Origin of the sequence: Staphylococcus sp. HMSC06C11, from assembly GCF_001808345.1 — a bacterium.
Taxonomy (GTDB): Bacteria; Bacillota; Bacilli; order Staphylococcales; family Staphylococcaceae; genus Staphylococcus; species Staphylococcus capitis.
The window spans coordinates 151733-166607 of the sequence record NZ_KV793040.1 but is presented as its reverse complement, the minus strand read 5'-3'; the positions used below and the strand labels follow the sequence as shown (position 1 = coordinate 166607).

The window sequence follows — 14875 nt, the reverse complement described above, 5'->3', positions numbered from 1 at the left end:
GGGGATGTTAAATATGCATGGAGATAATATATGGTTAACGATGATTGGGTTAGCGATCATTGTTTCAATTGTAGGTTTACTCATAGCGAAGAAAATTAGCCCGGTTGTTGGCATGACATTGATACCATGTATCGGTGCAATGATATTGGGGTACAGTGTGGGAGATTTAGTAAAATTCTTTGATAAGGGCTTATCACAAGTTATGAACGTTGTCATAATGTTTATATTTGCCATCATCTTTTTTGGCATTATGACTGATAGTGGATTATTTAAGCCTTTAGTGAAGCGATTGATATTAATGACGAGAGGTAATGTGATTATTGTTTGTGTTATGACTGCGTTAATTGGTTCATTTGCACAATTAGATGGCGCTGGGGCAGTGACTTTCCTACTTTCAATACCAGCATTGCTTCCATTATATAAAGCGCTAAATATGAATAAATACCTACTAATATTATTACTTGCATTAAGTGCAGCAATTATGAACATGGTTCCGTGGGGTGGACCTATGGCACGTGTGGCAACAGTATTGAAAGTGAAAAGTGTGAATGAATTATGGTATGGTCTGATTCCAATTCAAATTATTGGATTCGTCCTCGTAATCATCTTCGCAGTATACTTAGGATTTCGTGAAAAGAAACTTATTAAGAAGGCGATAGAAAAAGGCGAAGTAGAAGAAACGCAAGATGTAGATATACATAGATTAGTTAATATTTATGAACGTGAACAAGATATTAAGTTTCCAGTTAAAGGCCGTGCTAGGAATAATCCTTATATTATATGGATAAATGTAGTATTAACGATTTTAGTTATCGTCATCATGTTAGCAAATCTAGCGCCACCAGAGTTTGCTTTCATGATAGGCACTTCACTCGCACTAATTATCAACTATAAAAGTGTTGATGAACAAATGGATCGATTAAAGGCTCATGCTCCTAATGCCTTAATGATGGCGGCAGTCATTATTGCAGCTGGAATGTTCTTAGGTGTTCTTAATGAAACGGGTATGCTTAAAGCGATTGCTACTGATTTTATTAAGATTATTCCAGATGCAGTAGGTCCATATTTGCATATCATTGTTGGAATATTCGGTGTGCCGTTAGATTTATTAACAAGTACGGATGCATATTACTTTGCTGTTTTACCTATTGTTGAACAAACTGCTAGTCAATTTCATGTTTCAGCTGTTTCTACAGCATATGCAATGGTGATAGGTAATATTATTGGTACATTCGTAAGTCCGTTTTCACCAGCATTATGGTTAGCCATTGGACTTGCTGAAGCGAATATGGGTACTTACATTAAGTATGCATTCTTTTGGATTTGGGGATTTGCTATTGTGCTACTACTCATCGCAGTACTTATGGGCGTCGTTACTGTTTAGATTTTAATTAAATCATATACTTAGTGTGAAGGCGCTATCACAGAAGGGATGAAACGAAGTTTTCATCCCTTTTTCAATGAAATAATTTACTCTAAAAATTATCAGATAAATTACAACAACTGTAACAACGATGTTGATTAAATCGCTATAACTACTGTCATGAAAGTGGTTTAAATTGTGTAAAATTGACACACGTTTTTTACAAGAGGGCGTTACATTATTATGATTCATTTACAAAGTATTAACATTGTACACAAACGGTTGTGTGTCTGTTACAGTGTTTCTTGTCGTTAATTAACGAAGAAAAAATTAAACTTAAATGTTAAAGATAATTGAAGGTAGCCACGAGATAGTTAAAAGATTTACCCAAATTATAGGAGGATATTAAAATGAAAAAAATCGCTACAGCTACAATCGCTACAGCAGGTATTGCAACATTTGGAATCATGCAACACGATGCAGATGCAGCGGAAAATAACAATAATGGATATAACCCTAACGATCCTTATTCTTACAGCTACACTTATACAATCGATCAACAAGGTAACTATCATTACGATTGGAAAGGTAATTGGAGTCCACAACAAGCTCAACAAGGAAACAACTCTAACTACTCAAATGCTAACCAAAGTACACAAAGCTACAATTCATACAATAACTACAATAATTATAGAACAAATAACCAAACTCAAAGCTACAACTCAAATAATGGTGGAGGTTTAGGTGCAAATTATTCAACTTCTGATAGAAACGTTAAAGTAACAACTCAATCAGCACCAACTCAAAAATCTTCAAGCAATGCATCAGCTGCATTCGCAGGTCAAACATCTTCAGGTTCAAACCTATACACTTCAGGTCAATGTACTTACTATGTTTATGACAAAGTTAGCGGCAAAATCAGCTCAACTTGGGGCAACGCTAACAACTGGGCTAACGCAGCAGCATCATCAGGTTACACTGTAAACAATACACCTAAACAAGGTGCAATCATGCAAACTTCACAAGGTGCATTCGGTCACGTTGCATACGTTGAGAACGTAAATAATGACGGTTCAGTAAAAGTATCTGAAATGAACTATAACGGTGGACCTGGAGTTGTATCTACTCGTACAATCTCAGCAAGCCAAGCTGGCGCTTATAACTACATTTCATAATCGAGTGACTAGAAATATTTTTAGTACTGAAGCCATGAACTTAAACGGTTCATGGCTTTTTTATATAGATAAGAAACTTTATACATATAAAGAGTTAAGTCAATGATTATGTGATTGAAGTTATTTTAAAAGGGAAATTTAAAAATAAAGAGATTAGAGTTGAGCTATTTTTAGCTTTAAGGAAGGTGAAGTAACATGGAATTTAACATTTGGATGTGGATTATTTTAGCAGTTATTATCATTGTCACTATAGCTGTTATTCTTATATTAACAGTTGGTTCAGTTTATGAAGAACGTGCTTACGATAAACGTTCAAAAGAAGAAAAACGTAAAAACACAGAAAAGAACCTTCAAATGGCAAAAGGTCACACAGATGAAGAAAGTGAAAAGAGTGAAGCACCACACCATCAAACTGAAGATAAAGCACATCATTCAGTAGATAATGAAAAAGTTGAAGAACGGTTTAAAGACAAAGATAGATAAGTAGAATATTTTTTATTCATAAGGCTCTGACATGTAGATGATAATCACACATGTTAGAGTTTTCTAATTGTTCGCAATAAAGTGCCCTTTCTACATATAGTTCATGAAACGTTAAAATCTTTTTGACACTTTCGTTAACGTCTAAGTTATCGATTGTAATACTATATATAGTGTTATATTTTGTAAATAGATACCATATATAGAAAAAGGTGATAATATGACTGCTTTAGAACAATCATTAACACGATTGATAACAAAAGACCCGACAATATTAAATGAAAATGCAAATAAAGATAGTAATACTTTCTCTACAATGAGAGATTTAACAGCTGGAACTGTATCTAAATCATATGCACTAGAAAATCTACTTCCAAAACACGTAGCTAAAGCACATTTATCTGGAGATATACATTTCCATGATTTAGACTACCATCCTTTTCAACCATTAACGAATTGTTGTCTAATTGATGCTAAAGATATGTTAGAAAATGGCTTTGAAATAGGTAATGCACATGTGACCTCCCCTAAATCAATACAAACCGCATCTGCACAACTTGTTCAAATTATCGCAAACGTATCAAGCAGCCAATATGGTGGTTGTACAGTTGACCGCGTAGATGAATTATTAAGTACATATGCTAAATTAAATGCAGAACATCATCGTGAAATGGCACAACAATATGTCCAACCGGATAAAATAGAATCTTACGTAGAGCAACAAGTGACTAAAGATATCGGCGATGCCATCGAAAGTTTGGAATACGAAATTAATACACTTTATACCTCCAACGGTCAAACGCCATTTGTAACATTAGGATTTGGTTTAGGTACAGATGAACTTAGTCGCAAAATACAACAAGCTATTTTACGTACGCGTATTAAAGGACTGGGTAAAGACCGTATGACAGCTATTTTCCCGAAACTTGTCTTCTCAATTAAAAAGGGTACTAACTTTAGCCCAGATGATCCCAATTACGATATTAAACAACTCGCGCTTGAGTGTTCAACGAAACGTATGTATCCTGACATCTTAAATTATGACAAAATCGTTGAGCTTTTGGGTGATTTTAAAGCGCCAATGGGTTGCCGTTCATTCTTACCTAGTTGGAAAGATGCAACAGGAAACTTTGAAAATAATGGCCGCTGTAACTTAGGCGTTGTCACATTGAATATCCCAAGAATTGCAATAGAATCTAATGGTGATATGGCCAAGTTTTGGGAGTTATTTGATCAAAAAATGCAATTGATGCATGATGCATTAGTTTATAGAATTAAACGCTTAAAAGATGCAATACCTAATAACGCGCCAATTCTTTATAAAAGTGGTGCTTTTAAATACAAATTAAACGCTTCTGAAAATGTAGAAGAACTGTTTAAACACCAACGTGCGACGATTTCAATGGGTTACATTGGCTTATATGAAGCCGCAACAATGTTTTACGGTCCTGATTGGGAGGATAATATTGAAGCTAAAACATTTACATTAGATATTCTAAGAGAAATGAAATATTATCAGAATGCATGGACTAACCAATATGATATTTGGTTTAGTATTTATAGTACGCCAAGCGAATCTTTGACCGACCGATTTTGTCGCTTAGATAAAGAGCGCTTTGGTGAAATACCTGATATTACCGATAAAGGATACTACCAGAATTCCTTCCATTATGATGTGCGTAAAGATGTAACACCTTTCGAGAAGTTAGATTTTGAAAAGGATTACCCTTACTATGCAAGTGGTGGTTTCATTCATTATTGTGAATATCCTAAACTTAATCACAACATTAAAGCGTTAGAGGCAGTGTGGGATTATTCTTATGATAAAGTTGGCTATTTAGGAACGAATATTCCTATTGATCATTGTTACAAGTGTGATTATGATGGTGATTTTGAAACTACTGAAAATGGTTATAAATGTCCGAACTGTGGAAATAGCGATCCTAAGACCGTCGATGTCGTGAAAAGAACATGTGGTTATTTAGGAAATCCAGTACAACGACCAGTAATAGAAGGACGTCAAAAAGAAATTTGTGCAAGAGTTAAACATATGAAGGAACCACGTTCATGAGCATGTTAGACATTAAAACAGGACAAAATCACATTGCTAAAATTGAAAGTCATAGCTTTGTGGATGGCGAGGGTGTACGTTGTAGTGTATATGTATCAGGATGTCCTTTTCAATGTAAAAAGTGCTATAACGAAAAAGCACAGATTTTTAAATATGGTGAAACATTTTCTGAAGATATCTTGCAAGAAATACTTGAAAATTGTGCCCCCTCATATATTTCTGGAATCAGTATTTTGGGTGGAGAGCCTTTTTGCAATTTGAATATATCTTTAAAGATTGCACGAGCGTTTAGAGAGAGATTTGGTTACAGTAAAACGATTTGGATATGGACTGGCTTTCTATTCGAATATTTGAAACATCAAACGGATGAACGACGAGAATTACTTGAACTTACTGATATTTTGGTTGATGGACTATTTATGTATCAGCTATATAAACCCAATTTACCTTATAAAGGCTCTCTTAACCAACGCGTGATAGACGTTCAAGATTCTTTGCGTAGCCATGGGATTATTGAATATGTGTAATAATGAAGCGGGTGATAACACTCGCTTCAGTTTATTTCATAATCTAAAATGTTAAAAGAGATATTAATCACTAAAGTAGGAAAAATGATAATACCTAATCAAATTTAAAGTGATAATAAATAATATTCTACCTATATATATACTATTTACATCTTTAAGTGATAAAATATTAATGTATACAAAATTTGTTCACCAAGTTTAAGGAGATCTTCTCATGGTTTTATTTATCATAGAAATCATAATAATGATTCTTGCGATATTATTAGGTCTTAGAACAGCTGGCGCACTTGGATGTGGTATCTTTGCGATTGTGGCTCAGTTAATAATGATATTTATCTTTCGATTACCTCCAGGTTCAGCTCCTGTTACAGCAGTTTTAATTATCTTATCTATTGGTATCGCAGGCGGAACTCTTCAAGCAACAGGTGGTATTGATTATCTCGTTTATATTGCTTCGCGTGTGATTGAACGCTTTCCAAAATCGATTATATTTATTGCTCCGATGATTGTTTTCCTTTTCGTCTTTGGTATAGGTACGGCTAATATAGCTTTATCCTTAGAACCTATTATTGCAAAAACGGCGCAGAAGGCACATATACAACCTAAGAGAGCCTTAACTGCATCAGTTTTAACTGCAAATTTAGCACTGCTTTGTAGCCCTGCAGCTTCAGCTACCGCATATATCATTTCAGTTTTAGCAGGATATCATATATCGATGGGTAAGTATTTAAGTATCGTTTTACCAACTGCTCTTATTAGTATGTTGCTACTTAGTATTTTTTGTACTTTTGTAGGGCGTAAAGAGAAAGTACATGATTCATCTGAGCGTTTAGTTCAAATGCCGGAGGACGAGCTTGAAAATCAATTTTCAGGAAAAGTAAAAATAGGCGTGCTAAGCTTTCTATTATGTGTGTTAGGCATCTTAACATTTGGTATATTCCCACATCTTATGCCTACATTCGATGTTAATGGAAAGACAGTCAAAGTAGAAATGACTGAGATAGTACAATTCTTTATGTATTTAAGTTCAGCAATTAATTTACTATTAGTCAAAATTAACACATCAGATATTTTAACTTCTCATATTACGCAATCAGCAACGGGAGCTTTATTTGCTGTGCTTGGACCGGGTTGGTTAGGTGCAACAATCTTTAATGCGCCACAAAATTTAAAAATATTAAAAAATGATATCGGACAAACGATTAGCCAAGTTCCATGGTTAGTCATTATATTGGTTTCCATTGTAGCGATGATTGTAATATCTCAAACTGCCACTGCATCGATTATGGTGCCGATCGTTATGAGTTTAGGCATTCCACCTATTTATTTCGTAGCCATGGTACAAACATTGAACGTTAACTTCGTGATACCAGCTCAACCTACATTACTATTTGCTGTGGAGTTAGATGAAACAGGCAGAACGAGACCAACCAGCTTCGCCGTCCCAGGATTCTTTGTGATTACTGTATCTATCATCATTGGGTTCACTATTAAAGCACTATTAGGTTATTAAAAATTAAATCATTCTCTACGGTTTACATAAACTACTTTTCAATGAAATTGGAAAGTAGTTTTTCTTTTGTATAAGGAATTATTTCTTTAAGAGTCGAAGTTTTGAAAATAAATAAATATTCTTTGAATGCGTATTTTTATGCATAATCAACATTCTGTAAAATTCGTTTATTTTGTTAAATTTTAATTTAACACTGTTGTCATAGTCATTTTAAATGAGCATTAAAATGCCTCAAACTATATAAATATTCACTATAACGGTTAAAAATCTTTGTATGTAATTTGCATTATTATTAAAACTTCGTTATTGTCTTTTTTGTGAATCAATAAATATTGAGCGTAATTGAACACACGATTCATAAAAATAATATTAGGGGGATCACAATTGAAAAAGGAAAAAGTTATGGACTGGACGACCTTCATAGGCGTAGTCATAGTATTACTTTTTGCCGTTATACCTATGATGGTTTTTCCGAAAGCAAGTGAAACAATCATCACAGACATCAATAGTGCCATTTCTAATTCAATTGGTTCTGTGTATTTATTTATGGGACTGGCAATCTTTTGTTTCGTTCTTTACATAGCGTTTGGTAAATACGGCAATGTCACATTAGGGAAAGCAAGTGACAAGCCAGAATTTAATAATTTCACATGGGCTGCGATGCTATTTTGTGCGGGTATCGGCTCAGATATCTTGTATTGGGGTGTGATTGAGTGGGCGTTTTACTACCAAGTCCCACCTAATGGCGCAAAACCAATGTCAGATGAAGCACTTCAATATGCGACACAGTATGGTATGTTCCACTGGGGCCCTATTGCATGGGCTATCTATGTATTACCAGCACTACCAATCGGTTATCTTGTGTTCGTTAAGAAACAACCGATTTATAAAATTAGTCAAGCTTGTCGACCTATTTTAAAAGGTCAAACTGATAAATTTATCGGTAAAGTTGTAGATATATTATTTATATTTGGTTTACTTGGAGGTGCCGCTACGTCATTAGCACTTGGTGTGCCAATGATTTCAGCTGGTGTTGAGAAGTTAACTGGTTTAGATGGAACTAATATGGTGTTACGTTCAATCATCTTATTAACCATTACAGTTATATTCGCAATTAGTTCTTATACTGGATTGAAAAAAGGTATCCAAAAATTAAGTGACGTCAACGTGTGGTTATCATTCATATTACTAGCGTTCGTGTTTATCGTTGGTCCAACAGTGTTTATTATGGAAACAACGGTAACTGGGTTCGGTAACATGTTAAGAGATTTCTTCCACATGGCGACTTGGATGGAACCATTTGGCGGTATTCATGGTCGTAAGGAAACTCATTTCCCTCAAGATTGGACAATTTTCTATTGGTCTTGGTGGTTAGTATATGCACCGTTCATCGGTTTATTTATCGCCCGCATTTCTAAAGGTCGTACACTTAAAGAAGTAGTATTAGGTACAATGTGTTACGGTACATTAGGATGTGTATTATTCTTCGGTATTTTTGGTAACTATGCAGTTTACCTACAAATTACTGGACAATTTAATGTTATTAATTATTTAAATAGTCATGGTACTGAAGCAACAATTATTGAAGTAATGCATCAGTTACCATTCCCAACAATTACAATTATTTTATTCTTAATCTCAGCATTCTTATTCTTAGCAACAACATTTGACTCTGGTTCTTATATCCTAGCAGCTGCATCACAGAAAAAAGTTATCGGGGAACCTTTAAGAGCCAATCGTTTATTCTGGGCATTCGCATTATGTTTACTTCCATTCTCACTCATGTTAGTGGGTGGCGAGAGAGCACTTCAAGTATTGAAAACAGCATCAATATTGGCCAGTGTACCTTTACTCGTCATTTTCACCTTTATGATGATTTCCTTCCTCATCATACTGGGTCGAGATCGAATAAAACTTGAAACACGTGCAGATAAATTGAAAGAAGTTGAACGACGATCACTTCGAATCGTTCAAGTCAAAGAAGAACCAGAAGACGATAATTTATAAATACTAATTCAAAAAAGCCAAGGGATATTCACGTTTAAATACGTTTGAATATCCCTTGGCTTTTTTACGTTATAATTTAAATTTAATTTTATTCATTTTCATGTTCAGGAATAGGGAAGTATTTGAATATTTCTCCAGATTCCAATGACTCGCTTAATTGTTCTAACCATTCATAATATATTTTTGAATGATCTAATTGAGCTTTAACATTTAACGCATTTTCTTTTGCTTCTTCATCTAAATTTTCTTTGTTTAATAGTGGGTTGATGATCTTTTCGGCATCTTTAATTGCTTCCATGTTAGTATCGATTTCTCGTTCCCATTTTCTTGTAAAGAAGTTTCTAAAGAAATTAAAGAAGTCTTTCTCTGCGATAAAATGTTGCTTACGACTTCCGCGTGTAAATTGTTGTTTAACAATGTCGTATTCTTGAAGTTTCTTTACACCTGAACTCATACTTGGTTTACTCATTTGTAGTTGTTGACGCATCTCATCTAGTGTCATGCTGCCTTCAAAAACCATGATGCCATATAAATTGCCGACGCTACGATTAATACCATACAAATCCATCGTTTCTCCAATAGAGTTTATCACTAAATCTTTCGCTTGTTCGACTTGGTGCGCGTCATTATTCGTACGTGTCATCACTGCACCTCCAATTCTAATATTCAATTTTTTTACCACGTCAATTAAGTTAAATAACTTAAAATTGAAAATTTTACATGCCAAACTATTATAAAACCTTTTTACAAAAATTAAAATTAATTTATCAAATTAAAGTTGTAAGTAAGGAGAATAATGTTAAGTTTGGATATTTACTTGTGTATTACAAATGTATTTTAAGAAATTGACACGTTTTCAATACCTATGCTAACATAAATTTGTAAAATTCGTTAAATAAAAATTTAACAAACTTAACGGAGGTTGTTTTGATGGAACTTGTAGATAAATTATCAAACCGTCAGTATATCGATGGTGAATGGGTTGAAAGTTCAAATAAAAATACAAGAGATATTATAAATCCTTATAATCAAGAAGTTATCTTTACAGTAGCTGAGGGGACTAAAGAAGATACGGAAAGAGCAATTTTAGCTGCAAGAAGATCATTTGAAGAGGGCGAATGGTCACTTGAAACAAGTGAAGTTAGAGGTAAAAAAGTAAGAGCCATCGCAGATAAAATTAAAGAAAATAGAGAAGAATTAGCTAAACTTGAAACATTAGATACTGGTAAGACATTAGAAGAATCTTATGCAGATATGGATGATATTCATAATGTATTCATGTATTTCGCAGGATTAGCTGATAAAGATGGTGGCGAAATCATTAATACGCCAATCCCAAATTCTGAAAGTAAAGTTATCAAAGAACCTATCGGTGTAGTTACACAAATCACACCTTGGAATTATCCTTTACTTCAAGCATCATGGAAGATTGCACCTGCATTAGCTACAGGTTGTTCTTTAGTTATGAAACCTAGTGAAATTACACCATTAACAACAATTCGTGTATTTGAATTAATGGAAGAGGTTGGTTTCCCTAAAGGTACAATCAACTTAATTCTAGGTGCAGGTTCAGAAGTTGGCGACGTTATGTCTGGCCATGAAGAAGTTGACTTAGTATCATTCACAGGCGGTATTGAAACAGGTAAACACATCATGAAACAAGCTGCTGACAATGTAACTGAAGTTGCTTTAGAACTTGGTGGTAAGAATCCAAACATCATTTTTGACGATGCAGACTTTGAATTAGCAGTGGATCAAGCGCTAAATGGTGGTTATTTCCACGCAGGTCAAGTTTGCTCTGCAGGTTCTAGAATTTTAGTTCATAACGATATTAAAGATAAGTTTGAAAAGGCACTGATCGACCGTGTAAGTAAAATTAAAATTGGTAATGGTTTCGATCAAGACACTGAAATGGGACCAGTTATTTCAACTGCACATCGTGAGAAAATTGAAAATTACATGGAAGTTGCTAAACAAGATGGCGCTACAATTGCTATCGGTGGTAAACGTCCTGAACGTGAAGATTTACAAGCAGGTTTATTCTTTGAACCTACTGTTATCACAGATTGTGATACATCAATGCGTATTGTTCAGGAAGAGGTCTTTGGACCAGTCCTAACTGTTGAAGGTTTCTCAGATGAAGAAGAAGCAATTCGTTTAGCTAACGATTCAATCTATGGATTAGCTGGTGCGGTATTCACTAAAGATATTGGTAAAGCACAACGTGTAGCTAACAAATTAAAATTAGGTACCGTTTGGATTAATGATTTCCATCCTTATTTCGCTCAAGCGCCATGGGGAGGTTATAAACAATCAGGTATCGGTAGAGAACTTGGTAAAGAAGGACTTGAAGAATACTTGATTACTAAACACATCTTAACAAACACGAATCCAGAACCAGTGAATTGGTTTAGTAAATAATTCTTCCATTTGAAAAAGTATGCTGATTTAATTTTCGAAATTAAAAAATATTCATTGCGAGTGAGCGCTTAGAAAAACATAATGGCGCTCACTTCAATATGTAAAACCTTTTAAGAAAGAGATGTTGAAAAACAAAGAAAACTATCAATTTTGGAGGTCGAATTTGATGAGTAGAAAACATGATTCATATGATTACATCATTATTGGTGGCGGAAGCGCAGGTTCAGTACTAGGTGCCCGTCTATCTGAAGATAAAGATAAAAATGTATTAGTATTGGAAGCTGGACGTAGTGACTATTTCTGGGATTTATTTATTCAAATGCCCGCAGCATTAATGTTCCCATCTGGTAACCCATTCTATGACTGGAGATATCAAACTGAAGAAGAACCTCATATGGGACGTAAAGTTGACCATGCTAGAGGTAAAGTGCTTGGTGGATCAAGCTCAATTAACGGTATGATTTATCAAAGAGGTAACCCAATGGACTATGAAGGCTGGGCAGAGCCAGAAGGTATGGATACATGGGACTTCGCTCACTGCTTACCATATTTTAAAAAGTTAGAAACAACTTATGGTGCGTCACCTTATGATAAAGTACGTGGACATAACGGACCGGTTAAATTAAAACGTGGACCTGCTACAAATCCATTATTTAAATCATTCTTTAATGCAGGTGTTGAAGCGGGATATCATAAAACACCAGATGTAAATGGCTTTAGACAAGAAGGATTTGGTCCATTCGATAGTCAAGTTCATCATGGTCGCCGTATGTCAGCATCTAGAGCGTATTTACGCCCAGCAATGAGACGTAGAAATCTAGACGTAGAGACACGTGCATTCGTTACGAAACTTAATTTCGATGATAACAATAGTAAAAAGGTAACAGGCGTCACTTATAAGAAAAATGGTAAAGAACAAACGGTTAAAGCTAACGAAGTCATCTTATCAGGCGGTGCGTTCAACACACCTCAATTATTACAATTATCTGGTATAGGTGATTCAGAGTTCTTAAAATCTAAAGGCATAGAGCCACGTATGCACTTACCAGGTGTGGGTGAAAACTTTGAGGATCACTTAGAAGTATACATTCAACATAAATGTAAACAACCTGTATCATTACAACCAAGTCTTGATGTAAAACGTATGCCGTTTATCGGTTTACAATGGATCTTTGCGCGTAAAGGTGCCGCAGCATCTAACCACTTCGAAGGTGGCGCATTTGTAAGATCAAATGATGAAGTGGATTATCCTAACTTAATGTTCCACTTCTTACCTATAGCTGTACGTTATGATGGCCAAAAAGCACCTGTTGCGCATGGTTATCAAGTTCACGTAGGTCCAATGTATTCAAATTCAAGAGGTAGCTTGAAAATTAAATCTAAAGATCCATTTGAAAAACCAAGTATCGTGTTTAACTACTTATCAACTAAAGAAGATGAACGCGAGTGGGTAGAAGCAATTCGTGTTGCACGTAATATTCTTAAACAAAAAGCTATGGATCCATTTAATGGTGGAGAAATATCACCAGGACCAGAAGTACAAACTGATGAAGAAATTCTAGATTGGGTACGTAAGGATGGCGAAACAGCATTACACCCATCTTGTAGTGCTAAAATGGGCCCTTCTTCAGACCCTATGGCTGTTGTAGATCCATTAACTATGAAAGTTCATGGCATGGAAAACTTACGTGTCGTAGATGCATCAGCAATGCCACGTACAACAAATGGTAATATTCATGCTCCAGTTTTAATGTTAGCTGAAAAAGCAGCAGACATTATTCGTGGTAGACAACCATTAGAACCTCAATATGTAGATTACTATAAACATGGTGTTCATGATGAGAAAGCTGGCGCAATGGAAGACGATCCATTTTATCAATATTAATCGAACTAAGTTCGTCAATTAAATGAACAAAAGCTATTCTATAATTAGCGAAGCCTTTAAGTGAATTGAATTCAAATTCATTTAAAGGCTTTTTATTTATGTTTTGGTAATTCATTTTCTATTAATTTTCAAAAAGTATAATATTGTAGTTGTTAATATCATAAATAAAAAATATAGTAAAAAGACACTGTGCAACATTCCTTGACGATTAAGTTCTATAATTGAATTGAGGAGAGGATATAAATGAATCAAGAATTAATTAAACGTTTACGTGAGAAAGAAAGTAAAATGATTGAAATCAGACGATATCTTCACGAACATCCTGAACTTTCTTTTCATGAAACTGAAACGCCTCAATACATTGCCGATTTTTATAAAGAGAAAGATTGTGACGTTGAAACGAATGTAGGACCCAATGGTGTTAAAGTAACAATTGATAGTGGGAAATCAGGTAAGACGATTGCGATTCGTGCAGATTTTGACGCATTACCTATTGAAGAACAAACTGGACTGTCATTTGCTTCAAAAAATAAAGGCGTTATGCATGCGTGTGGCCATGATGCGCATACAGCATATATGCTTATTCTCGGAGAAACATTGATAGAAATGAAAGAACAATTCAAAGGTAAAGTCGTTATCATTCATCAACCTGCAGAAGAAATGCCGCCAGGTGGGGCCCAAGGTATGATTAAAGATGGTGTGCTTGATGGTGTGGATCATGTATTAGGTGCGCATGTTATGAGTACGATGGAAGCAGGTAAAGTCTTTTACAAAGAAGGCTATGTTCAAACAGGTCGTGCTTATTTTAAACTAGTTGTACAAGGTAAAGGTGGTCATGGTTCATCACCTCACATGGCTAATGATGCAATTGTGGCTGGTTCCAACTTTGTCACTACTGCTCAAACAGTAGTATCAAGACGTCTGAACCCATTTGAAACGGGTGTAGTCACTATAGGTTCGTTTGATGGTAAAGGTCAATTCAATGTGATTAAAGATCAAATTGAAATAGAAGGAGACGTTCGTGCTCTAACTGACCAGACTAGAGATACAATTCAACAAGAATTAACTAGAATTGTTAAAGGTATAGAGGAAACATTTGGAGTAACATGTGAATTCGAGTTCAAAAAGGATTATCCTGCGTTATATAATGATCCAGAATTCACTTCATATGTCGCAGAAACAATCAAAAATGCACAAATTGATGATATTAAAGGTGTTGAGATATGTGAACCTCAGCCACCATCAGAAGATTTTGCATTTTATGCTACTGAATTACCAAGTACATTTATTTATTCAGGTGCTGCACCTGAAGATGGTGATATTTACCCTCACCACCATCCTAAATTTAATATTAATGAATCATCAATGCTTGTTGCTGCTGAAGCAGTGGGCACTGTTGTTTTAGATTATTTAACTTAAAAGGAGATTTAATC

At 34.9% G+C, this 14875-nt stretch carries 11 protein-coding genes; 10 read left to right on the top strand and 1 reads right to left on the bottom strand.

All coding sequences use genetic code 11. From position 1 onward, the window contains the following. Positions 1-13 precede the first annotated feature (13 nt). From HMPREF3154_RS06910 to HMPREF3154_RS06880, 7 genes are all read left to right on the top strand, one after another. Positions 14-1384, top strand: coding sequence for a CitMHS family transporter (locus tag HMPREF3154_RS06910; protein ID WP_049427796.1), 1371 nt, complete (start codon positions 14-16; stop codon positions 1382-1384). 389 nt (positions 1385-1773) lie between these two features. Beyond that, positions 1774-2538: a CHAP domain-containing protein gene (locus HMPREF3154_RS06905; RefSeq protein ID WP_070474519.1), complete on the top strand. Its 765-nt coding sequence runs from the start codon at positions 1774-1776 to the stop codon at positions 2536-2538. Positions 2539-2733: 195 nt separating this feature from the next. Then, on the top strand, positions 2734-3021 hold the full coding sequence (locus HMPREF3154_RS06900) for a hypothetical protein (RefSeq protein WP_030059182.1): 288 nt from the start codon (positions 2734-2736) through the stop codon (positions 3019-3021). Positions 3022-3238: 217 nt separating this feature from the next. Further along, complete coding sequence (gene nrdD / locus HMPREF3154_RS06895) at positions 3239-5089, top strand: anaerobic ribonucleoside-triphosphate reductase (protein WP_023351049.1); 1851 nt, start codon at positions 3239-3241, stop codon at positions 5087-5089. After that, positions 5086-5616 (top strand): anaerobic ribonucleoside-triphosphate reductase activating protein, encoded by a 531-nt coding sequence (gene nrdG, locus HMPREF3154_RS06890; RefSeq protein WP_030059181.1) that lies wholly within the window; start codon positions 5086-5088, stop codon positions 5614-5616. The genes nrdD and nrdG overlap by 4 nt, the downstream gene beginning before the upstream one ends. Positions 5617-5830: 214 nt before the next feature. Next, on the top strand, positions 5831-7129 hold the full coding sequence (locus HMPREF3154_RS06885; protein ID WP_002436174.1) for an anaerobic C4-dicarboxylate transporter family protein: 1299 nt from the start codon (positions 5831-5833) through the stop codon (positions 7127-7129). Positions 7130-7513: 384 nt separating this feature from the next. Next, positions 7514-9136, top strand: a complete 1623-nt coding sequence (locus HMPREF3154_RS06880; RefSeq protein WP_002469734.1) for a BCCT family transporter — start codon at positions 7514-7516, stop codon at positions 9134-9136. A gap of 88 nt (positions 9137-9224) precedes the next feature. Here HMPREF3154_RS06880 and HMPREF3154_RS06875 read toward each other — a convergent pair whose 3' ends face one another. Continuing rightward, the gene (locus tag HMPREF3154_RS06875) at positions 9225-9779 is read right to left on the bottom strand and encodes a choline uptake/conversion transcriptional regulator CudC (RefSeq protein WP_030059178.1); all 555 of its coding nucleotides are present in this window, start codon (positions 9777-9779) and stop codon (positions 9225-9227) included. A 287-nt stretch (positions 9780-10066) separates the two neighbouring features. On the opposite strand from HMPREF3154_RS06875, the gene betB reads away from it, so the two are divergent. The 3 genes from betB to HMPREF3154_RS06860 all read left to right on the top strand — a co-directional run bounded on the left by betB (position 10067) and on the right by HMPREF3154_RS06860 (position 14861). After that, positions 10067-11557 (top strand): betaine-aldehyde dehydrogenase, encoded by a 1491-nt coding sequence (gene betB, locus HMPREF3154_RS06870; RefSeq protein WP_049427801.1) that lies wholly within the window; start codon positions 10067-10069, stop codon positions 11555-11557. A 166-nt stretch (positions 11558-11723) separates the two neighbouring features. After that, a complete protein-coding gene (betA, locus tag HMPREF3154_RS06865) occupies positions 11724-13442 on the top strand; it encodes a choline dehydrogenase (protein WP_002432573.1) in 1719 nt (572 codons plus the stop codon). A gap of 243 nt (positions 13443-13685) precedes the next feature. Then, complete coding sequence (locus HMPREF3154_RS06860; RefSeq protein WP_030059176.1) at positions 13686-14861, top strand: M20 family metallopeptidase; 1176 nt, start codon at positions 13686-13688, stop codon at positions 14859-14861. Positions 14862-14875: the final 14 nt, after the last annotated feature.